This window comes from Chryseobacterium sp. GVT01B (assembly GCF_019970045.1).
Lineage (GTDB): Bacteria > Bacteroidota > Bacteroidia > Flavobacteriales > Weeksellaceae > Chryseobacterium.
The window spans coordinates 410,521-432,846 of sequence record NZ_JAHXYI010000005.1 but is presented as its reverse complement, the minus strand read 5'-3'; the positions used below and the strand labels follow the sequence as shown (position 1 = coordinate 432,846).

The 22,326-nt window shown below is 37.9% G+C and carries 21 protein-coding genes; 10 read left to right on the top strand and 11 right to left on the bottom strand.

All coding sequences use genetic code 11. The features are described 5' to 3' along the window. Nucleotides 1-31: 31 nt before the first annotated feature. The 6 genes from LC457_RS14300 to tsaE form a co-directional block, all read right to left on the bottom strand. On the bottom strand, nt 32-421 hold the full coding sequence (locus LC457_RS14300; protein ID WP_223600472.1) for a hypothetical protein: 390 nt from the start codon (nt 419-421) through the stop codon (nt 32-34). A gap of 111 nt (nt 422-532) precedes the next feature. Continuing rightward, nucleotides 533-1,243, bottom strand: a complete 711-nt coding sequence (locus LC457_RS14295) for a LytTR family DNA-binding domain-containing protein (RefSeq protein WP_223600471.1) — start codon at nt 1,241-1,243, stop codon at nt 533-535. Then, a complete protein-coding gene (locus LC457_RS14290; RefSeq protein ID WP_223600470.1) occupies nt 1,218-1,991 on the bottom strand; it encodes a histidine kinase in 774 nt (257 codons plus the stop codon). The genes LC457_RS14295 and LC457_RS14290 overlap by 26 nt, the downstream gene beginning before the upstream one ends. Nucleotides 1,992-2,006: 15 nt before the next feature. Then, complete coding sequence (locus LC457_RS14285) at nt 2,007-2,378, bottom strand: hypothetical protein (RefSeq protein ID WP_223600469.1); 372 nt, start codon at nt 2,376-2,378, stop codon at nt 2,007-2,009. After that, complete coding sequence (locus LC457_RS14280; protein ID WP_047377074.1) at nt 2,378-3,568, bottom strand: alanine dehydrogenase; 1,191 nt, start codon at nt 3,566-3,568, stop codon at nt 2,378-2,380. The genes LC457_RS14285 and LC457_RS14280 overlap by 1 nt, the downstream gene beginning before the upstream one ends. A 67-nt stretch (nt 3,569-3,635) precedes the next feature. After that, nucleotides 3,636-4,043 carry a tRNA (adenosine(37)-N6)-threonylcarbamoyltransferase complex ATPase subunit type 1 TsaE gene (tsaE, locus tag LC457_RS14275; protein ID WP_223600468.1) on the bottom strand — a complete coding sequence of 136 codons (408 nt, stop codon included), beginning with the start codon at nt 4,041-4,043 and terminating at the stop codon, nt 3,636-3,638. A 185-nt stretch (nt 4,044-4,228) separates the two neighbouring features. Between tsaE and dnaG the strand changes: the two genes are divergently transcribed. The 3 genes from dnaG to LC457_RS14260 all read left to right on the top strand — a co-directional run bounded on the left by dnaG (nt 4,229) and on the right by LC457_RS14260 (nt 8,725). Then, nucleotides 4,229-6,214, top strand: coding sequence for a DNA primase (dnaG, locus tag LC457_RS14270; protein WP_223600467.1), 1,986 nt, complete (start codon nt 4,229-4,231; stop codon nt 6,212-6,214). Nucleotides 6,215-6,326: 112 nt separating this feature from the next. Beyond that, a complete protein-coding gene (gene clpP, locus LC457_RS14265) occupies nt 6,327-7,013 on the top strand; it encodes an ATP-dependent Clp endopeptidase proteolytic subunit ClpP (protein WP_034726592.1) in 687 nt (228 codons plus the stop codon). Nucleotides 7,014-7,456: 443 nt separating this feature from the next. Then, nucleotides 7,457-8,725, top strand: coding sequence for an esterase-like activity of phytase family protein (locus tag LC457_RS14260; RefSeq protein WP_223600466.1), 1,269 nt, complete (start codon nt 7,457-7,459; stop codon nt 8,723-8,725). A 94-nt stretch (nt 8,726-8,819) separates the two neighbouring features. Here LC457_RS14260 and tpiA read toward each other — a convergent pair whose 3' ends face one another. The 4 genes from tpiA to LC457_RS14240 all read right to left on the bottom strand — a co-directional run bounded on the left by tpiA (nt 8,820) and on the right by LC457_RS14240 (nt 11,787). Next, nucleotides 8,820-9,578: a triose-phosphate isomerase gene (tpiA, locus tag LC457_RS14255; RefSeq protein WP_223600465.1), complete on the bottom strand. Its 759-nt coding sequence runs from the start codon at nt 9,576-9,578 to the stop codon at nt 8,820-8,822. A gap of 41 nt (nt 9,579-9,619) precedes the next feature. Then, nucleotides 9,620-9,967, bottom strand: coding sequence for a TerB family tellurite resistance protein (locus tag LC457_RS14250; RefSeq protein ID WP_034692300.1), 348 nt, complete (start codon nt 9,965-9,967; stop codon nt 9,620-9,622). A 142-nt stretch (nt 9,968-10,109) separates the two neighbouring features. Next, nucleotides 10,110-11,219: a BT_3928 family protein gene (locus LC457_RS14245; protein WP_223600464.1), complete on the bottom strand. Its 1,110-nt coding sequence runs from the start codon at nt 11,217-11,219 to the stop codon at nt 10,110-10,112. Nucleotide 11,220: 1 nt separating this feature from the next. Further along, nucleotides 11,221-11,787 carry a DUF1599 domain-containing protein gene (locus LC457_RS14240; RefSeq protein ID WP_223600463.1) on the bottom strand — a complete coding sequence of 189 codons (567 nt, stop codon included), beginning with the start codon at nt 11,785-11,787 and terminating at the stop codon, nt 11,221-11,223. Between the two features lie 426 nt (nt 11,788-12,213). Here LC457_RS14240 and folP point away from each other — a divergent pair, with 426 nt between their 5' ends. The 7 genes from folP to ilvA all read left to right on the top strand — a co-directional run bounded on the left by folP (nt 12,214) and on the right by ilvA (nt 20,476). Continuing rightward, complete coding sequence (folP, locus tag LC457_RS14235; RefSeq protein ID WP_223600462.1) at nt 12,214-12,984, top strand: dihydropteroate synthase; 771 nt, start codon at nt 12,214-12,216, stop codon at nt 12,982-12,984. 367 nt (nt 12,985-13,351) lie between these two features. Beyond that, nucleotides 13,352-14,224 carry a branched-chain-amino-acid transaminase gene (ilvE, locus tag LC457_RS14230; protein WP_223600461.1) on the top strand — a complete coding sequence of 291 codons (873 nt, stop codon included), beginning with the start codon at nt 13,352-13,354 and terminating at the stop codon, nt 14,222-14,224. 179 nt (nt 14,225-14,403) lie between these two features. Next, complete coding sequence (ilvD, locus tag LC457_RS14225) at nt 14,404-16,086, top strand: dihydroxy-acid dehydratase (protein WP_223600460.1); 1,683 nt, start codon at nt 14,404-14,406, stop codon at nt 16,084-16,086. Between the two features lie 6 nt (nt 16,087-16,092). Further along, on the top strand, nt 16,093-17,817 hold the full coding sequence (gene ilvB, locus LC457_RS14220; RefSeq protein ID WP_223600459.1) for a biosynthetic-type acetolactate synthase large subunit: 1,725 nt from the start codon (nt 16,093-16,095) through the stop codon (nt 17,815-17,817). A 10-nt stretch (nt 17,818-17,827) separates the two neighbouring features. Continuing rightward, nucleotides 17,828-18,109 carry a hypothetical protein gene (locus LC457_RS14215; protein ID WP_052186463.1) on the top strand — a complete coding sequence of 94 codons (282 nt, stop codon included), beginning with the start codon at nt 17,828-17,830 and terminating at the stop codon, nt 18,107-18,109. Nucleotides 18,110-18,154: 45 nt separating this feature from the next. Further along, the gene (ilvC, locus tag LC457_RS14210) at nt 18,155-19,201 is read left to right on the top strand and encodes a ketol-acid reductoisomerase (protein ID WP_223600458.1); all 1,047 of its coding nucleotides are present in this window, start codon (nt 18,155-18,157) and stop codon (nt 19,199-19,201) included. A gap of 12 nt (nt 19,202-19,213) precedes the next feature. Next, the gene (gene ilvA, locus LC457_RS14205) at nt 19,214-20,476 is read left to right on the top strand and encodes a threonine ammonia-lyase (RefSeq protein ID WP_223600457.1); all 1,263 of its coding nucleotides are present in this window, start codon (nt 19,214-19,216) and stop codon (nt 20,474-20,476) included. Between the two features lie 377 nt (nt 20,477-20,853). On the opposite strand, the gene LC457_RS14200 is transcribed toward ilvA, so the two are convergent. Next, the gene (locus LC457_RS14200; RefSeq protein ID WP_223600456.1) at nt 20,854-22,323 is read right to left on the bottom strand and encodes a M20/M25/M40 family metallo-hydrolase; all 1,470 of its coding nucleotides are present in this window, start codon (nt 22,321-22,323) and stop codon (nt 20,854-20,856) included. Between the last annotated feature and the right edge of the window lie 3 nt (nt 22,324-22,326).

Genomic DNA, 22,326 nt, shown 5'->3' with positions numbered 1-22,326 from the left:
GTAATGAATGTTCTAAAAAATGTAATAAAATCTATTTGAATGAATATCCGAATCCAAATCCTATTTTCCAGCTGCCGTTCTGGTCTGCTGTTTTGGTATTATAGTAAGCCGGGATCTGAAGGGCAATTTTTTTATAAACCATCGTAAGACCGGCACCCAGCGTAGGCATAATAGGACTGTTTTTTGTTCCTGATGACCGGTCTTCTTTAATTCTTAATGAAGGAAGCATTCCCAATACGAATTTTATGTTTTGGTGGGTAAGGCTTACATTGGGTCCGGTAAAATTAATAAAAGCACCATGATCTACATATCCGGCCACTGCTATTCCGTCAAAAAAAGATACTTTTATTTTTGAAGGTATCTCTTGGGAAAAACACAAGCCGGATATGAGAAGTCCTGCAGCATAGAAACAGTTTTTCATTATAAAATCAATTAATTCTGTGCAAAAATAAATGGATTGTACGTCGAAAAAGGGGAGTTGTAATAAAGTGCAGTAATTCTGTAACGAAACCGGAAAAATTTGAAAAAGGGCTTATTTCCCGAATAGCTCCATCAGGGAATTTTTGTAGGCATCACCAATCTGAAGTTTCAGAAAGGTATGATCTTCAGTGGCAATTGTTGTAATAATTTCGTTGGTTGAAAATACTTTGATAGAAGATAAAGCAATAATCTCTTTTTTGTTGACCTGGGCAAAATCTTTGGCAGGAAGCATTTCCAGAAGGTTTTTAAAATTCAGGTTTTTTAGAACGATTGTTGTTCCGTCACTTAAGATGATATCTTTATCCCTGCTGTCAATTTCAGAGGTTTTAATATAAGAAATCTGTTCTGTAAATATGACGGTTTTTCCGATATTGGTATTCCATTCGATAAAAGCTTTTTTAGGGCTGTCTTCCACCAGTTCCTTAGCTTTTTCGAAAGCCTGCATCAGTCTTTCTTTTTTGATAGGTTTTCTTACATAATCTACCACATTCAGGTCGAAAGCTTCGGCTGCATATTCTTTATAAGCTGTTGTAAAGATAATTTTTTTTGAACCTGAAATAATCTCAGCCACCTGAAGGCCTGTCATTCCGGGCATTTCAATATCCAGAATACACAGATTGCAGTCGAGACTGTCTATTTCGTTCAGAAAAATTTTAGGATCATTGAATGCTTTTACCACTTCTACATTGTCGATCTGCTCACATAGAAGTTTTAAATAGCTAATAGCCAATAATTCATCATCCAGAATAACGCATTTTATCATAGAATTCTCCTAAATTGATTTTTAATTCCGCCGTAAAGACTCCGTTTTTTGAACTTCTTTCCAGCTGGTAGTAAGTGCTGTAGATCATTTTAAGCCTTTGATCAAAAGATTGGCTTCCAAAACCGCTTTTTTCCTTTTCCAGAATATTCTTTAACGAAGCTTTATTACTTACTTTCATCGTGAAAATACCATTTTCAAGCTCCATATAAATGGAAATAAAAGAGTCCTGAGCCAGGAAATCCGTATGTTTAAAGGCATTTTCAATAAGATCCACAGTAATCAGCGGAGCAAATACCTTTTCCTCATACAGCGCATCAGATTTATTAATCTTTGATTTGATTCTGAAATCAAAAAGTGGATTGATTTTTATTTTATTAATTTCAATAAGGCTTAAAGCAAAATTAAGCTCCTCTTTCGGGCTTACATACTTATTGTTGCTTTCATATAAAATATAATCCAGCACATTCGCCAGCTTATCCAGTGACATGTACGTCTGATAGGCGTGAGACTGCACCGAATTAAGAATATTTTTAAACAAATGCGGATTCAGCTTTGTACCAATATGTTCCAGACGGACTTCATTCAGACGCTGTTCAATAAGTTTATTGGTCTCAGATAATTTGCTATTTCTCTTTTTCAGTTTCTCATGCTGGCTGAAAAGGTAAATACTGGTTGTCAGAAACAGGAAAATGGCAAAAACTCCGATGAATATCAGATAGTCATGAATCATGTAGTAATTGCCGCCCATACTATGGTATTAAAACTATTTAAGTTTTTTAAGACTGTTTACCATCACCGTTTCTTCACATTTTTCATAAATGATCTCATAAGACGGATTTTTTTCAGGATAGGTTAAAAGATAGCTTGGACAAGGTTTCTTCTGTGCATGGCTGCGGTCAAAATCTACTTTCCCGTTGGTAATGATACTGTCTTTTATAAATTTCTCATCAATCTTGTAGGCTGCCATTGCGCTCTTAGCCTCGTCAGAATATTTGAACTCTTTAGAAAGGCTTTCAGCAATAACACGGCTGTTGGGTAAATATCCGCTGCAGCTTGCCCCTTTTTTGTTTAAAATAAAAAATACGATCAAAAGCCCCGGAACGAAGCCTATTGCATAAAATTTCAGTTTCTTCATTAGAAAATTAAAAGATTGATATCGTGGTACGTAAGTCCGAAACGGTCGCAGATGATTTTCTTGGTATGTCTTCCTTTGTACATATATAAGCTCTGCTTCATTTCGTTTTTGCGGATCAGCATATTTTCAAAGCCGCCCTCTTCGTCATAATTTAAAATATAAGAAAGGAAGAAATTCGAGATAGCCTTTGTTGTAGTTCTCGGCATTCTTGAAGTAAGGTTCGGAAGCCCGCAGTGAATGACACCGTGTTTGATGACATATGGATCTTCCATGGTAGTGAGTTCTGAGGTTTCAATAACTTTACCGTTATCTATGGTAATATCGATAATGACACTGCCTTTTTTCATTTTCATCACCATATCTTCAGTGACGATAGGCGTCATGTTCAATCTTGGTAGCGCTCCTATCACCACATCAGCACGTCTTAAACTTTTGCTGAGTTCTTTAGGATCAATAATAGAAGTCGGTACCCGACTGTCAACAATAGTATGAAGTCTTCTCAGCTTTGATAAAGAGTTGTCGAAAACTTTTACGCTGGCTCCTAAACCTATTGCTGCTTTTGTAGCAAATTCACCTACAATTCCGGCTCCAAGAATTACTACTTCTGCAGGTCTTACTCCTGTAATACCTCCAAGCATTAAGCCGTTCGATAAGGCTAATAATTCTGAAGCATATAAAATAGAAACGGTTCCTGCAATTTCCCCGATTAATCTTACCAGTGCCAGCTGTTTGTATTCATCAACAATAAATTCAAAAGCAATGGCGTTTATTTTTTTCTCTGCAAGCTTTAAGAAATATTCCTTGTCTCTCAGGTTGATCTGAAGTGCTGAAACCAGATAAGTATTAGGTTTCATGTACTCAATTTCGTCTTCAGTAGGAGGGTTGATCTTCAGAATAAGATCCTGTCCGAAAGCCTCTTTAGGATCATTGGTGATCTTCGCTCCTGATTCAGAATATTGTAAATCTGTAAAAAACGAACCTTCCCCGGACCCGGATTCTATAATAATCTCATGGCCGTGCTCTACCAACACCTGTACGGCGTCAGGAGTGATGCAGGTTCTCCTTTCGTTGAGACAGGTTTCTTTAGGAATTCCAATACTGAACTGTTTTCCCTTTTTAATAACCTCCAATTTTTCCTCTTTCGGCATCAATTCTTCTTCTGTGAAAGGAGTAAAAATATTTGTACTCATCCTTAAATTAAATTATGTCTTACAGATTGTTATTTACACTCAATTTATGAGCAAAGATACATAATATTTAATCGAATGAAACTTCTCTGTTTTCACCCGTGTTCACAATACTCATTGTGTGATAGTTGAGACCGTAAAGCTCCTCTTCATATACTTCCGGCCACTCGATAATGCATAAAAAAGAGTTGTCCAGATATTCTTCAATTCCGATATCATAGACTTCTTCAATATTTTTTAAGCGGTAAAGATCAAAATGGTATACTTTCCCTTTTTCCGTATTGTATTCATTAACAATAGAATAAGTGGGAGAATTGACTTCATCCTTGCTGCCCATATTTTTAAGCAGAAATTGTGTGAAAGTAGTTTTTCCGGCTCCCAGATTTCCCTTTAATAAAAGAATATTATGTTTTAATTCCGGAATGATGCTGTCAACAACTTCCTGCCAGTCTTCGATTGTATTGATATTGAACTGCATATGCTAATTTGTTTTGCAAAAATAATGATTTATGACTTGCTAAGCTAGAAATTTAAGGCTGGAAGATGGAAGTTATAAGCAGCACATTCCATATATATTCACAAACTTATCAACTTGCAACCCGAATCCCGTACCGAAATTCCCAATCTCTTCCAATTTCTCCATAAATTACTTAATTTTACACCATGATTTCCAAACAGACCATTGATAAGATATTCTCCACGATCCGCGTTGAAGAGATTGTGGGTGAGTACGTGCAGTTGAAGAGAGCAGGGTCTAACTTTAAAGGACTCAGTCCTTTTCATGAAGAAAAATCTCCAAGTTTTGTTGTTTCACCAAGCAAACAGATCTGGAAAGATTTCTCAACCGGAAAGGGAGGAACGGCGATTTCTTTTCTTATGGAAATTGAGAACTTTACCTATCCTGAAGCCCTTCGCCATGCGGCAAAAAAGTACGGAATTGAAATTGAAGAAGATCTGCGTGAAATTTCCGAAGAGGCAAAACATGCACAGACTGAAAAAGATCTTTTATATAAAATTCATGAGGTTGCCAATACTTATTTCCAGAAAATTCTTTGGGATGATCAGGAGGGAAGAAGCATCGGATTGGCTTATTTTAAAGAGAGAGAATTAAAGGACGATATTATCAGAAAATTCCAGTTGGGATATTCTCCTGAGAAGAAGAATGCTTTTACTGCATATGCACTGGAGAAAGGATACAACAAAGAAATTCTTGAGAAGTCCGGATTATCTATTTTCCCGGAAAATACTCCTGCAGGAGTAGACCGTTTCAGAGAAAGAGTTATTTTCCCTATTCACAGTTTTTCAGGAAGGGTACTTGGTTTTGGAGCAAGGATTCTTAAAAATAATGTCAAAACAGCGAAATATCTCAATTCCCCGGAAACGGAGATCTATCATAAATCTAATGTCCTTTATGGATTAAACCAGAGTAAGCAGGCAATTTCAAGAAAGAATGGCTGTCTTTTGGTGGAAGGATATATGGATGTGATCTCGCTTCATATGTCTGGAATTGAAAATGTAGTGGCCAGTTCCGGAACGTCTTTGACAACGGAACAGATCAAACTGATTAAAAGGCTTACGGAAAACGTAACCATTCTTTTCGATGGTGATAACGCCGGTATCAAAGCCAGTTTCCGAAGTATCGATATGCTGTTGACTGAAGGAATGAACATTCGTGTCCTGCTTTTCCCTGATGGAGATGATCCGGATTCATTTGCAAGAAAGCATCCGCAGGAATATGTAGAAAAGTATATCGAAAATGAAGCGATGGATTTCATCGACTTCAAAGCGGAAATCCTATTGAGGGATGTTGGTAATGACCCTATTAAAAAAGCAGAAGCGATAAGGGATATCGTAAAATCTGTTTCTTTTGTACAGAATGCGCTGAAAAGAGAGGTTTACCTTAAAGAGGTTTCCAATAAATTCGGACTTTCTGAGCAAAGTCTTTTCAATGAGCTTGATGTTCAGAAGCAGATTACACAGAATCAGACCCATCATGTTCAGCAGCAGCAAAAGGAGAAAGCAGCTCCGAAGATGGAGATTGTTCCTCTTGAAAAAGAGAAAGAAGATCCTTTCCTGTTTGATGTACTGTTCATGGAGAACAAGCTTGTCGAGCACATGCTTGCATTTGGAGATATTATTCTGAAACGTAGAAATGAACAAGGTGAAGAATATCAGATTACAGTCATTGAGGAAATTCTTCATCATTTTGAAGAAGAGCAGTATACGTTTTTAGTCAAAGGCAATGAAATCATTATCACTCAGGTGAGAGAGGGAATTCAGAAAGATGAGCTCAGAAGTGGAAACTTTTTTGTATCTTTTATGGATGAAGAGATTACTACAAAGGTGGTGGATGCTTTGATTCCGTTGGATGATCTTGAAAACTGGGCTTCCAGAAATATTTATCCTCCCAATTACGGAGATAAAGTGGCAGATCAGATCCAGGGAGATGTTTTATTGCATAAATACAGATATATAGATTATTTAATCACGGAAACGGATAAAGAGCTGGATCTGTACAGGGATACTGATGAAGTAAAGTACTACGAGCTCATCAAAAAGATTACCTTATTGAAACAGGCTTCCATGCGATTGAGTAATATCATTGAATATTCACCTATCAAAGGAATCTATGGAGATAGAAAAAGATAGTTTTTTAAGTCAGTTTTTTTATATTCTGTGACAAAAAGTCCTATAAAATTTTAGGAATAAATATTGTAATTTAAACATTGAGAATAGTATAAAAATAATACATAATAGAAATATGGACATTAAAAAAGATTTCAGAGATTTCTCTGTAAAGCATTTAGGAAACAACGGTTTGGTTACCGATCAGTATATGGGAATGTATGGCCCAACGAATCTTACTCCGTACATCATGGAAGAAAGAAGATTAAACGTTGCTCAGATGGACGTTTTCTCTCGTTTGATGATGGACAGAATTATCTTCCTGGGAACAGGTATTGATGATCAGGTAGCAAATATCGTTACGGCTCAGCTTTTATTCCTGGAAAGTGCAGACCCGTCAAAAGATATTCAGATCTACATCAACTCTCCTGGTGGAAGTGTTTATGCTGGTTTAGGTATTTATGACACCATGCAGATCATTAAGCCAGATGTAGCAACTATCTGTACAGGTATGGCTGCTTCAATGGGAGCTGTATTATTGGTTGCCGGAGAAAAAGGAAAACGTTCTGCGCTTAAGCATTCAAGAGTAATGATTCACCAACCTTCAGGAGGTGCTCAGGGAGTTGCTTCTGATATGGAGATCAACTTGAGAGAGATGCTGAAACTGAAGCAGGAACTTTATGAAATCATTGGTCACCACTCAGGACAAACTTACGAGTGGGTAGAAAAATCTTCTGACAGAGATTACTGGATGACTTCTGAAGAAGCAAAAGGCTACGGAATGGTAGATGAGGTTCTGCAAAGATCTACTGAGAAAAAATAATTGATTGTAAAATCATAAGAAACCGCACCTATCTGGTGCGGTTTTTTTGTTGGATTATAATTTCATCATTCATTTAAATCAAATTATTGTGTGTTAAGATTCCTACGGAATGACACAATTGAAATGAGAGTTTATTTATACAGTTTGTCATTCCGTAGAAATCCAGCCACAATCACTCATGAATAATACATCAGAAAAAATCTACAATCCGGAAGACCATATTCCCAGTTGAAAACGTAAAAATTCCCCTCCTCTGGAGGGGTGGCGAAAATTCAAAGAATTTTTGACGGGGTGGTTTTCCATGTTCTCATCACTCACTCTTAAATTCTCTTTTTTCTGTTTATATTCATTTCATTTTGTAATTCTATTGTTAAAATACAATTATCATTATATTCAAGATCAGTTTATAATCAATCTCTATTTTCGCAGCCATAAAAGTGAATATGAAAAAATTACTATGGTCTGCTGTAGTGCTGGCAGTATTGGCTTCATGTAAAAGTGATGATGATACCACAATAATTAATCAGGATATTAATTATTCCAAACTACCTCAGGAATTTCCATTTACAAAACTGGCTACGATCAACGGAGTAGATGTCATCAATGGCGGATTTGGTTCCGGAGCAGCAGCTCACCCAACAAGAAAAGGTGAATTCTACGTCATAACAGACAGAGGACCAAATACTGACTTTCAGAATGGGAAAAAGTTCCTTGCTCCTAACTTTACGCCTACCATCATGCATTTTAAAATCAACGCTGACGGAAATGTAGAGGTAATTAAATATATTAAACTTAAAAATCCATCCGGACAGCTTATTACAGGATTACCAAACCCTGTAGGAATGGGCAGTACCGGAGAAATAGCCTATGATGCTTCCGGAAATGTTTTAGGGACGGATCAATATGGATTAGACAGTGAAAGTATTGTCGCAGCAGCAGACGGTACATTCTGGGTTTCTGATGAATACGGACCACATATTGTACATTATAGTGCAGACGGAATGGAAATGGAAAGAATAAGCCCGGTGGGTGTAAATACAGGACCAAGAAAATTACCTGCGGTTTTGGCGAAAAGAAGGGCTAACAGAGGAATGGAAGGACTTTGCATTACGCCGGATGGAAGAACGCTGGTAGGAACCATACAGTCGATGATGCTTGTACCTACTAAAGCATTGGCTACCAATACTACTTTAACGAGAATCGTCACATTTGATATTATTACAGGGCAGACCAAACAGTTTTTATACAAACAGGATGGAGGCGCTTCTGATTCAGTTTGTGACATTACGGCCTTAAGTAACAATGAATTCCTGGTGATTGAAAGAGATGGAAATTTCGGATCTCAGGGAGGAATTAAAAAAGTATACAGAATAAATTTAAGCAACGCTTCCGATGTGAATGGAACTGACATTAATGCAGTTGACGGAATGAAAATCAATGGAAAAGCCTTAGAGCAGTGTTCATGGGATGAAATTACCAATGCGGGGATAAAAGCTGTTTCAAAAACATTAGCGGTGGATCTGGTTGCCAAACTGGGCTATGAACATGATAAGTTTGAGGGAATCGTTTATTTGGGAAATAATAAACTGGCTGTTTTCAATGATGATGACTTTGGAGTTGTGGATGATGGAAATGGAAACCCTAAAGCTAAAATTCTTCCTAAAACAGGGAAGGTAGACAAAGGAACTATGTATATAGTCGATATTCAATAATTAGATTTTTTTAACGGAAAACGGCGACATCGAAGATGTCGCCGTTTTTATATCAATAGGAACAGACTTTGGCCAGAACCTATTATTTTCAATATTAGTTAAAACCTTCAATAATCTTAGAGAAATCCTCTAATTTCAAAGCAGCACCTCCAATCAGTCCTCCGTCGATATCCGGCTGAGAGAAGATTTCTTTTGCATTGTCCGGCTTTACAGATCCTCCGTAAAGGATTGAAATTTCATCAGCAACTTCCTGTCCGTATTTTGCAGCGATGATACTTCTGATGTGTGCATGGATTTCCTGTGCCTGTTCAGGGCTTGCCGTTTCTCCTGTTCCGATTGCCCAAACAGGTTCGTAAGCAATCACTACCTTCTTGATTTCTTCAGCAGAAAGTGTGAAAAGCGCTACTTCAGTCTGATTTTTTACCACTTCCAGGTGTTGTCCTGCTTTTCTCTGCTCAAGAGTTTCCCCGTTACAATAGATAGGTGTAAGACCTTTGTCAAGAGCCAATTTGATTTTTCTGTTACAGTGAGAATCTGTTTCTCCGTGATATTGTCTTCTTTCAGAGTGTCCGATCAATGAGCCGGTAGCATCGATAGATTCTAACATATCAGCAGAAATTTCTCCAGTATAAGCACCACTTTCATGCTCGCTCATGTCCTGGGAAAATACCCCGATTTCGTCCTTTTCAAAGATGTCTTTTGCCATCATTAAATATAAAGCAGGCGGAGCGATCCAAACCTCACAGTTGGTAGCATTGTTGTTTTTATAGCTTAGTAACTGAATCATCAATTGTTGTGCATCAATTACATTTTTGTTCATTTTCCAGTTGCCTGCAACTATTTTTCTTCTCATAAGATTTATATATTGATTTATTTACTTTGTTAGTAGTTGTACTATAATCCCCAAAGATTTTTCAGCAGAACATAGAACGTATGCTCTTCTTCAGTTACTTTATTATCCGCTTTGATCAATGATTTTGCAAACTGAACAAACTTTACACGCTCGTCTTCAGTAGAATCTTCATGGAAGCATCTTGCATGGAATTCAAAGTGGTCTTTCCACTCTTCAGGCTGTAAAAGAGCTAGTGTCTCCAATTCGTTGTCAAGATTCATTCTGAACGGAAATTCATCCGCCATATATTGCTGCACCAGCATTCCTTCCTCAGGAGCAAACTCTCCGTCTACAGAAGAAAGGATCATTAATAAGTGATATCCGGCGATTGATTTATTTGATTTTTGCATGAGCTTAGTATGTTTAAGTTTAGTGTTTAAATTTGATAGTTGATAGTTGATAGTTGATAGTTGATAGTTGATAGTTGATAATTGAAGACAACTCTTTCTCGTAACGACCTATCATTTATAATTTATCATTCATCATTTATAATTAATTAACGTAGTCCTTTGCAGGCTGTTTATCTATGATTTTTCCATTTTCAAGAATCAGTACAAACGGGTTGCTTCTTGCTATGGTTTTGATGGCAGTACCGTCCATCATTGCATTTTTAATCGTTTTAAAAGTATTCGGATAGGTAGAAACTCCATAGATTAGAGCTCCTTTCTGTGTATTTACTTTAGCTTCCACTTTCTGAAGCAGATCAGCAGGAACATCTTTTGGATGATAAGAAAACACCAAAACAGCTTTTGGAGCATTGATGATTTCGTTCGTAACTTCCATTCCTGTAGGATCTTCAATCTTAAATTTCACAATCTCAGATTTGTAACCTTCTTTGATCAGCACAGATTCATTTTTTCCTTCCTCAATTTTCCATGGAGAACCTTCTGCCCAGTATTCTGTCTTTTTGATATAATCATCCTGATTTACCTTAATAACAGCTCCTGTTTTCTGGTTTTTCAGAGAATAAAAAGTCTTATATTCAGAAGGGTTTTTTTCGATTTTTACTTTTTCACCTTTAATGTCTGTTCCTATTTTATAATCACGGAAATCAATGATCGGTTCATGCATAATCCCCTGTGCCATAACGTAAATCATGCCCAGAGAAAATACAGTTAAAAGAATATATTTAAAAGTATTGGAAGACTCTTTTTGGGTAACTCCATACTCATCCTTTTTACGGAATTCTTTTCTGTAAAGAACGAAAAGGATAATTAATCCTACCAGAAGTACAACATCTTTAAGGAAGCTCTGCCAAGGTGTAAACTTGATCGCATCACCAAAACATCCACAATCTGTTACGACATTGAAATACGCTGAATAGAATGTAAGAAATCCAAAGAAAATACAAAGCGCTATTAATATGGATAAGGTAAATTTAGGCTTTAATTTAAGCAGCAGCATAAATCCCAGGAAAAGCTCCAGTACCACCACTATAATGGAAAACAGAAGCGCAAACTTTTCTAAAAATGGCATATTGAATACCGGAGGGGCAAAATATTCTTCCATTTTGAAAGAAAAACCTACCAGATCCACGGCTTTCACAAAGCCTGAAAGGATAAAAATAACAGCAATAATAAAGCGTAATAAACCTTTAAGCATATTAAATATTTTTGGGTTCGAATTGATTTTCTTTTTCCGAGAACTTGATCAGACAGAAGACCGCATAGTTCAGCATATCGAAATAGTTGGCGTCAAGCCCTTCCGAAACGATTGTTTTTCCCTGATTGTCTTCAATCTGTTTAGTTCTTAATACTTTCTGATAAATAAGATCTGTGATGGAAGAGATTCTCATATCTCTCCATGCTTCACCATAATCATGATTTTTTCTTTCCATTAAAGTCTTCGCTTCGTTGGAATATTTGTCATACAGACCTAAAATTTCTTCTTTATTTTCATTGAAATCATTGGAAAGCCCTTTCTCAAGCTGAATAAGTCCAATGATAGAGTAGTTCACAATAGCGATAAATTCATCTTCCTCACTCTCATCCACCATTTTTTTATCGGTCATCTGAAGCGTGCGGATCCTGTTGACTTTGATGTAAATCTGATCTGTAATGGAACTCGGTCTTAGCACTCTCCATGCAGCTCCATAATCCTGTAACTTTTTACCGAAAAGATCACGACACTGACTGATAACTTTCTCGAACTGTACTGATGTTTTTAGCATAAATTTTCTTAATCTTCCAAATATACGAATTCGGTTTTAGATTTTTGAATTTGAGGAGGTGAGTTTGTGAGTGAGAAGGTTGGAGAGTTGGAGAGTCGGAGAGTCGGAGGGTTTGAGAGTTTGATTAGTTTCGGGATACGGGATACGGGATACGGGATTTTGGGGTAAGAGTGGGAGTGTTCGAGAGTAAGGATGTTTGATTGTCTGGCCTAACTTCCAGCTTCCATCTTCCAACTTCCAGCCTCAATTTATCTCTTAAAAGCTATAAATCACTAATTTTGCAGAATACAAAATCATTTATCAATTATCATTCATCAATTATAAACTCCCATGCTCTCCAACTCTCCAACTCTCCCACACTCAGACTCTCCAACCTACTCAATCAACTGTAACGGTCGTTTAGTACAACTTGATACCCCAAAAATCATGGGAATCCTCAATCTGACCCCGGATTCTTTCTCTGACGGCGGAAAATTCAATACCGAAAAAGCTGCTCTGGAGCATGCCGAAAAACTGTTGAAAAATGGAGCGGAAATATTGGATATCGGACCTCAGTCTACACGTCCTAACGCAGAGTTCTTGAGTGCTGAAGAAGAAATAAGAAGAATTGGAAATATCATTTCTCTGATTAAAAAAGAATTCCCGGAATCCCTGATTTCCCTTGATACTTTTTATGCCGCAACTGTAAAGTTTGGGTTCAATGAAGGCATAGATTTGATCAACGATATTTCTGGAGGTCAGTATGATGCAGAAATGTTTGATACAGCAGCTCAGACAAAACTTCCGTACATTTTGATGCACGTAAATCCTTCTTATGATACTATGCATGATAAGATCAGATTTGAAGATATAACATTGGAGGTTAACAGATATTTTTCACAAAAAACAAAAGAACTTTTAGAAAAAGGAGTGAATGATATTATCCTTGATCCCGGTTTTGGATTCGGAAAAACAGTGGAAGATCAGATGAAAATGATCCATGAAGTTGAATATCTGGGATTCGGAAGGTTTCCTTTACTGATAGGGATTTCCAGAAAGTCATTTATTTATAAACCACTGGGAAAATCACCTCTGGATATCAATGAAGAAACACAGAAACTTCACATGAAAGTTTTGGAGCAGGGTGCAAAAATTTTAAGAGTTCATGAAGTCGCTGAAGCAAAGGAAACTGTGACTCAGTTTTTACGAAAAAAATAAAAAGTGCGAAAAAAACTTGTGAGTAATTAAAAAGTTTATACATTTGCAGTATGAATTTCACGAATCAAAAAAATATTATTGTCATTTCTATTATTGCTGCTGTCATTAACAGCAGGAAGGAAACGGCATTTTAGATAGATTTTAATTTAAATTATATATAGAACCGTTTCAAATATTGAAGCGGTTTTTTTGTTTTAATTTTTTATAGTAAAAATATGTATCAGTTATTATCAGTAATTATTATCGTCATTATTATTCCCTTGCGTCTGTGAGATGGAAGATGTATGACTGTACATATATTGAGCCCTCTCACAGCGTGAGAGGGCTTTTTTTATTCCCTTTTGTTAATTTTTTAAACCTCTATAACATGTATTACAACGACGACACGATTATCTACTTTGATGGAAAATTTATGAAAGCCAAAGATGCCGGAATGGATCTGTACGGACAGTCTCTTCACTATGGTTACTCTGTTTTTGAAGGCATAAAATCCTACAGCACAGATAACGGAACCCAGATTTTCAAAGCAAAAGAACATTACGAAAGACTGAAAAGATCAGCAGAATTGATGCATATTCCCTTCGATTATTCTGCCGAGCAACTTACAGAACTTACCTATGAACTTCTGGAACGTAACGGTTTCACTGATGCTTACATCCGTCCGTTGGTCACATGTTCACCCAATATGTCACTTTCAAAAGGTCAAAAATCTTACTTATCACTTCTGGCCTGGGAATGGAGCAAAGGCTATCTCGCAGATAAAATGAAAATCATGACTTCCTCCTTTCAACGCCCAAATCCGAAGGCATTTAAAGTGGAAGCCAAAGTAGGAGGACATTATGTAAACTCAATACTTGCCTGTCAGGATGCCAAAGACAAAGGGTATGATGAAGCGTTGGTTTTAGATGAAAATGGAAACGTTGCAGAAAGTTCAGGAGCGAATGTTTTCTACGAAAAAGACGGTACTTTATTTACTCCGGGCAAAGGAAGTATCCTTCCGGGAATTACAAGACAAACGGTTTTTGAAATCTGTGAAGAGCTTGATATTCCCGTTAAAGAATCCTTTTTCAAACCTGAAGAAATGCGTGGTGCAGATGCTGGTTTTTTCTGTGGTACAGCAGCAGAAATTGTGGCATTGGATTCCCTGGATGATGTCCCTTTTACAAAAAGCTGGGAAGATACAGTAAGTGAGAAGGTGCAGCAGGCTTATTTGAAAAGGGTAAGAGTTCTGTCATTGTAAATTTTTAGAATTTAAATATCTGATTATCAAATAAATATATCTGTTTTTTTAATGATTGGATATTGTAGTTTTTAGGAAAGTTAGAAATGAAAGAAATATTACAAGCTGTAGTTTTGGCTGAAAATTAAATAAAAAAAATCGCTTTAAGCAGATGAGAAGAAAAGAAAATGAAGAATAATATGCTAAATAAATATTCAAAAACATTCACACAAAACAGTGAGCAGCCCGCAGCCAAAGCAATGTTGTACGGGATAGGATTTAAAGAAGAAGATATGCACAAAGCCCAGGTTGGAATTGCCAGTATGGGATACGATGGAAATACATGCAATATGCACCTCAACGATCTCGCTAAAATGGTAAAAGAAGGAACTTGGGAGCATGGATTGGCCGGACTGATATTTAATACCATTGGCGTAAGCGACGGAATGAGCAACGGAACAGACGGAATGCGTTATTCCCTGGTGAGCCGTGATGTAATTGCCGACAGTATAGAAGCAATCTGTGGAGCCCAATATTATGACGGATTAATCGCATTACCAGGATGCGACAAAAATATGCCGGGAACCATTATCGCAATGGGAAGATTAGACAGACCATCCATCATGGTGTACGGAGGAACAATTGCTCCAGGCTGTTATAAAGGTGAACAGCTTAATATCGTTTCAGCTTTTGAAGCCTTAGGGAAAAAAATTGCAGGAGAAATTACAGAAGAAGATTTTGATGGTGTTGTGAAAAATTCATGTCCCGGAGCAGGAGCATGTGGAGGCATGTACACTGCCAATACAATGGCTTCTGCGATTGAAGCATTAGGAATGAGCCTTCCGTATTCATCTTCTAATCCCGCTTTAAGCAAAGAAAAAAAGGAAGAATGTCATGAAGCGGGAAAATATCTGAAAATATTACTGGAAAAAGATATCAAACCTTCCGATATCATGACCCGAAAAGCTTTTGAAAATGCACTGCGCATGATTGTTATTTTGGGAGGAAGTACCAATGCTGTTTTACATTTTATAGCCATGGCAAAAAGTGTTGGGGTGTCACTGGATCAAGATGATTTTCAAAAGATGAGTGACTGTACTCCTGTTCTGGCGGACCTTAAACCAAGCGGAAAATACCTGATGCAGGATTTATATGAGCACGGAGGAATACCGTCGGTAATGAAATATCTTTTAAAAGAAGGACTGTTACACGGTGATTGTCTCACTGTAACCGGAAAGACATTAGCTGAGAATTTAGAAAATGTTCCTGATCTGGATTTTAATACACAGAAAATCATAAAACCTCTTTCAGAACCTGTAAAAGCTACCGGACATCTGAGAATACTGTACGGAAACCTTGCTGAAAAAGGAAGTGTTGCCAAAATTACAGGGAAAGAAGGAGAATGTTTCGTAGGAAAAGCCCGCGTATTTGATGGTGAAAAAAATCTGATCAGAGGAATTCAGGACGGAACCGTACAACATGGTGATGTCATCGTCATCCGGAATGAAGGTCCGAAAGGAGCTCCCGGAATGCCGGAAATGCTGAAACCTACAAGTGCGTTGATTGGGGCTGGTCTTGGAAGCAGTGTTGCCCTAATCACAGACGGAAGGTTTAGCGGAGGAACCCATGGTTTTGTAGTGGGACACATCACTCCGGAAGCTCACGAAGGAGGTCTGATAGCCTTTGTAAACGATGATGACCTGATTGAAATTGATGCCGTAAACAATACCATACAGCTCAAAGTTTCAGACGAAGAAATTGAAAGAAGAAAAAAAGGATGGCAAAAACCACCTCTTAAAGTACAGAAAGGACTGCTTTATAAATATGCATTAACAGTATCATCGGCTGCTGAAGGCTGTGTAACGGACGAAATCACTCAATAAAAGTATATGGAAAACCTGAATTTATCAACAGAAATACAACTTAGCGGAAGCCGGATCATTCTGGAAGCATTTCTTAACGAAGGCGTAAAAACAGTTTTCGGATATCCTGGCGGGGCTATTATTCCTATCTACGATGCCCTTTATGATTATCGGGAAACGCTGAAACATATTCTGGTGCGTCATGAGCAGGCAGCGGTACATGCGGCACAAGGTCTGGCAAGAGTATCTGGAGAAGTAGGAGTTGTTTTGGCAACAAGCGGTCCGGGGGCAACCAACCTTGTTACGGGATTAGCGGATGCTTTGTTGGATAATACCCCTTTGGTTTGTATTACAGGACAGGTTTTTGAACATCTTCTGGGAACCGATGCCTTTCAGGAAATAGATGTAATGAATGTTACAAGCCCGGTTACCAAATGGAATTATCAGGTTACCGATGCCAATGAGCTTCCCGAAGTACTGGCAAAAGCATTTTACATTGCAAAATCAGGCCGTCCAGGTCCTGTATTGATTGATGTTACTAAAAATGCTCAGCTGCAATCTATTGATTATAAAGGATATTCTCCATGTCATTCATTGAGAAGTTATAAACCAGATCCGGATCCTTGTTTTGAAAATATTGAAAAAGCGGCACAGCTGATCAATGAGGCAGAAAGACCATTTATTATCGCCGGGCAAGGGATTATGTTGGGGAAAGCTGAAAAAGAGTTTTTAGAATTTGCCGAAAAATCAGGAATTCCGGTGGCATGGACGGTGCTGGGAATGAGTGCTGTTCCTACCGATCATCCACAAGCCGTTGGGATGGTAGGAATGCACGGAAACTATGGACCGAATATTTTAACCAACGAATGTGATGTTTTGATTGCTGTCGGAATGCGCTTCGATGACCGTGTAACAGGAAAATTGGATCAGTATGCGAAGCAGGCAAAAATCATTCATCTGGACATCGATAAGGCAGAGATCAATAAAAATGTAAAAGTAGATGTTCCGGTTCTTGGAAACTGTAAACATACACTTCCGTTTCTTACAAAATGGATTACAAAAAGAGAATACCCGGAATGGCATGAAAGATTTAAAAGCTGTCATGAAATTGAAAGTATCAACCTCATCAATACAGAACTTTTTCCTGAAGAAGGAGAAATTACAATGGGAGAAGTTATCCGCTATCTGAACGAGATGACAAAAGGAGAGGCGGTAATTGTAACCGATGTGGGGCAGCATCAGATGGCGACATGCCGTTATTCTAAATTTAAAAATCCCCGTACCAATGTAACAAGTGGTGGATTGGGAACCATGGGATTCTGTCTTCCTGCCGCAATAGGAGCATCCTATGCAGAGACTGGACGTCCTGTAATTGCTGTCATGGGAGATGGAGGTGCTCAAATGAATATTCAGGAGTTGGGAACCATTATGCAGTATCATCCGGAGGTTAAAATTCTAATCCTTAATAACTGCTATCTGGGAATGGTAAGGCAATGGCAGGAATTGTTTCATGAAGAAAGATATTCCTCGGTGGATATTCAGAGTCCTGATTTTGTTCAGGTGGCAAAAGGATATAATATTCCCGGAAACAGAGTCTCTGAGAGGGAAGATTTGAAATGGGCGATTCGGGAAATGCTGGATCACAAAGGATCTTTCCTTCTTGAAGTTATGACCGGAAAAGAGCACAATGTATTTCCGATGATTCCTCAGGGGAAAAGTGTTTCGGAAATTGTACTGAATAATAAATTTTAAAAATAAAAAGATGAAAACAGATCATAAAGAATATACCATTACAGCGTATACAGAAGATTATTTAGGATTGATCGGAAGAATTAATGCTATTTTTTCAAGAAGAAGAATTTCTATGGTAACCTTTAATGTAGGTCCTTCAGAAATAGAAAAAGTTAAAAAGTTTGTCATTGTGATCAGAGAAACGGAAGATTCCGTTCAGAAAATCAGCAGACAAATGGAAAAGCAGATAGATGTTCTGGAAGTACATTATCACAGAACCCCTTATCTGACGGCAATAGAATACGCAAGTTAGAATAAAAAGTAAACATCATAATCAATAACAAATAAAATCAAAAAAATGGCAAAATTGAATTTTGGAGGAGTAGAAGAGAACGTAGTAACGAGAAATGAATTTCCGTTGGAAAAAGCTCAGGAAGTATTAAAAAATGAAGTCGTAGCAGTAATTGGATACGGAGTACAGGGACCCGGACAGGCTTTGAATCAGAAAGATAACGGAGTTAATGTCATTGTAGGACAGAGAAAAAACTCCAAATCATGGGATAAAGCAATCGCAGACGGATTTGCTCCCGGAGAAACTTTATTTGAAATCGAAGAAGCTTTAGAAAAAGGAACTATTATCTGCTACCTTCTGAGCGATGCCGCACAGATTGAATACTGGCCAAAAGTAAAACAACATCTTACTCCGGGAAAAGCGCTGTATTTTTCTCATGGTTTCGGAATCACCTTTAGCGAACGTACAGGAATTGTTCCTCCAGCCGATGTAGATGTATTTCTGGTAGCACCAAAAGGTTCAGGAACGTCACTGAGAAGAATGTTTCTGCAGGACAGAGGTCTGAACAGCAGTTTTGCCGTGTATCAGGATGCAACAGGAAAAGCAAGAGAAAGAGTAACTGCATTGGGGATTGCAATAGGAAGCGGATATCTTTTTGAAACCGATTTTAAAAAAGAAGTTTACAGCGATCTTGCCGGAGAGCGAGGAACATTGATGGGAGCTGTACAGGGAATATTTGCCGCTCAGTATGATGTATTGAGAAAAAACGGACACAGTCCTTCCGAAGCCTTTAATGAAACCGTAGAAGAACTTACCCAGTCATTAATGCCATTGGTAGCAGAAAACGGGATGGACTGGATGTATGCCAACTGCAGCACAACCGCTCAGAGAGGAGCTTTGGATTGGTGGAAGCGTTTCAGAGATGCCACTTCTCCTCTGTTTGAAGAGTTGTATGATAACGTTGCCAAAGGAAATGAAGCGCAGCGCTCGATCGACAGTAACAGCAAGCCTGATTATCGTGAGAAACTGGAAGTTGAACTTACCGAGTTAAGAGAAAGCGAAATGTGGAAGGCCGGCAAGACCGTACGAAGCCTGAGACCCGAAAACAATTAATACTTATACAAGATGATGAAAGAGGGAATAAGTTCCTCCGTTTTAGAGAATGTCTATAAAGCGGAGGAACGATTAAAAAATGTAGTGGTAAAAACGCCTTTGGCTGTCAATAACAATCTGTCAGCCATTTATGACGCGAATATCTGTTTCAAAAGAGAAGACCTTCAAAGGGTAAGATCCTATAAAATCAGAGGAGCGTACAATAAGATGGCAACGATGTCAAAGGAAGAACTCTCAAAAGGAGTGGTGTGTGCCAGTGCCGGAAATCATGCGCAGGGCGTTGCTTTTGCATGTCAGACCATGAAGGTAAAAGGAACTATTTTCATGCCTTTACCAACACCCGGACAAAAGCTTGAACAGGTAAAGATGTTCGGAGGAGAATACATAGATGTTATCCTTTTCGGAGATACTTTTGATGCGGCGAAAGATGCAGCGATGAGGTTTTGCGAAGATCATAACAGTGTATTTATTCATCCATTTGATGATCCTGCTATTATTGAAGGGCAGGCGACAATGGCACTCGAAATTCTGGAACAGTCAGAAGGTATGGTAGATTACCTTTTTGTTCCGATAGGTGGTGGTGGGCTGGCAGCAGGAGTCTGTACGGTATTTCAGCATTTGTCCCCGCAAACAAAAATTATTGGTGTAGAGCCCTCCGCAGCAGCAAGCATGAAAAAAGCCCTTGAAAAAGGAAAACCTGTTCTTCTTGAAAAGATAAGCCGTTTTGTAGATGGAGCAGCGGTACAGCAAGTAGGAGACCTCACTTTCGAACGCTGTAAAAATATCCTGTACGATATGGCTACAGTAGATGAAGGACTTGTCTGTGAAACCATATTATCACTGTATAATAAAGATGCTATCGTGGTAGAACCCGCGGGAGCGCTTTCAGTGGCAGCTTTAGATAGGTATAAAGAAGAGATAAAAGGGAAAAATGTCGTTTGTATTATCAGCGGAAGCAATAATGACATTACCCGTATGGAAGAAATCAAGGAAAAGGCATTGCTTCATGCAGGGTTAAAACATTATTTCCTGGTCAGATTTCCACAGCGTCCGGGAGCATTGAAGGCTTTTGTGATGGATGTTTTAGGCCCTGATGATGATATTACCTACTTTGAATACACCCAAAAGAACTCAAAAGAAAAAGGTATTGCAGTCGTAGGAATTGCTTTGAAGCAAAATAAAGATTTCACTCCTTTGATCGATAAGATGAAACAATATGATTTCTTTGTCAACTATCTGAACAATGATCCTTCTCTGATGAATTTGCTTATTTAAAATTTTTTAAACCATTAAGGATGATTAAGTTTTTAAGAATAATTAAGCAGAAAGCTTCATTCAACAGGGTTGAATCTTAGCTTTCCTTAAATCCTGAATTTATCTTAATGGCTCCAAATCATATAATCATATCCAATATTAAATTATTTCGTTTTAAAAACAGATTCTAAAAACACAATGATGAAAAGAGCTTCACAATCTGTGAAGCTCTTTATTTTTCGACAATAATGATTAAATAAAAATATTTTTTTGAGCCATTAAGGATGATTAAGTTTTTAAGAATAGTTAAGCGGAATGCTTCATTCAAATTTATTTGAATCTTAACTTTCCTTAAATTCTAAACTCTTCTTAATGGTTCAATTCTTTTTCCTTACAAGTTATCTTTCAAGCGAAAAATTTGAAATTACTTTCGGACGCTCAGTTTCATTAGCCACTTTCCAGGATGTTCTATACATCCATTCCGTCATTTTATACAGCTTTTTGTAATTGATATTTTCAGATTCATCCTGTGGTGTATGATATTGATCGTGCAGTACACTGGTGAAGAATATCGAAGGGATTCCAATTTTCGCATATGGAAGATGGTCACTTCTGAAGTAGAAATACTCTGCATGGCTTGGAGAATCCCAATCTTTCAGATATTTGAATTTTGTACTTTCATTATTGGCGTCTTCAGCCATTTTTACGAGCTCTTCAGAATTTTTATGAGGAGCATTTCCTCCCAATAAAGCAGCTTCATTATTGTCATTTCTTCCGATCATATCACCGTTCAGAACGGCTACAATTTTCTCTTTCGGAACTACAGGATGGGCTGCATGCCATCTTGAACCCAGCAAACCTCTTTCTTCAGCCCCATGGAAAACGAAAAGAATGCTTCTTTTTCCCGGCTGTTTTTTGTAAGCTCTGGCCATTGCCAACATCGCAACACAGGTACTTGCATTATCATCAGCACCGTTGTAGATCGTGTCGTTCTTTACAGGATGTCTGATCCCGTCATGATCCTGATGTCCGCTCAGCAAAACATATTCATTTTTAAGAACCGGATCTGTACCCTCTATTTTCCCAATAATATTAACAGATGGATATTTATAGGATTCAGTGATCAGGTTCAGAGACGTTTTAGGATTGTTTTTTACCCAGCCTGCATTTTCTCTTTTAATCCATAAAACAGGAATATTATTCGTGATTTTTTCTCTTAATCCTTCTACACCATAGCTTCCTCTTGTCATTTGAGGCAGTACTTCTATCCAGCTTTTTTCAGAGGTATCATCGGTAATGAAAATAATGGCTTTTGCTCCCAGTTGAAAAGCTTTATCGTAATATTTATTTCTTACAAATCCGGGATACCTTCTTACAAAAAGGGTCATATCTTTTGAGATATTTTTGTCAGAAGCATTTACGGCAAGAACTTTTCCTTTGATATTCAGTTTGGCAAGATCTTCTGGCTCTGCGTTTCCGGCATACACTATTTCTGCATCTACAGTAGCATTTACGGGTTCAGCCACAAGAAAATCTTTCCATAGTTTCAGACTGGTATCTCCAATTTTTAGGCTGCTTTGAGGAATAACCTGATGTCTGTACATATCAAAAAACTGGAAAAAAGTTCCGTTATCTCCGGCGGGTTTCATTCCTGTTTCTTTGGCTTTGTCTGCCAGCCACATAGAAACTTTCAATTCATCCAGCGTTCCGGCTTCACGTCCCCAGAACTGGTCTGCAGCAAGCTGGTACATATCGTTGCGTAGATCAGATTCTTTGATGGCGGAAACCAAAGGCTTCTTATAATTCTGAGCGCTTCCAAAGGCAAATATGAAGAGCCCAAGTAAAGAAAAAACATAATTTTTATTCATGGC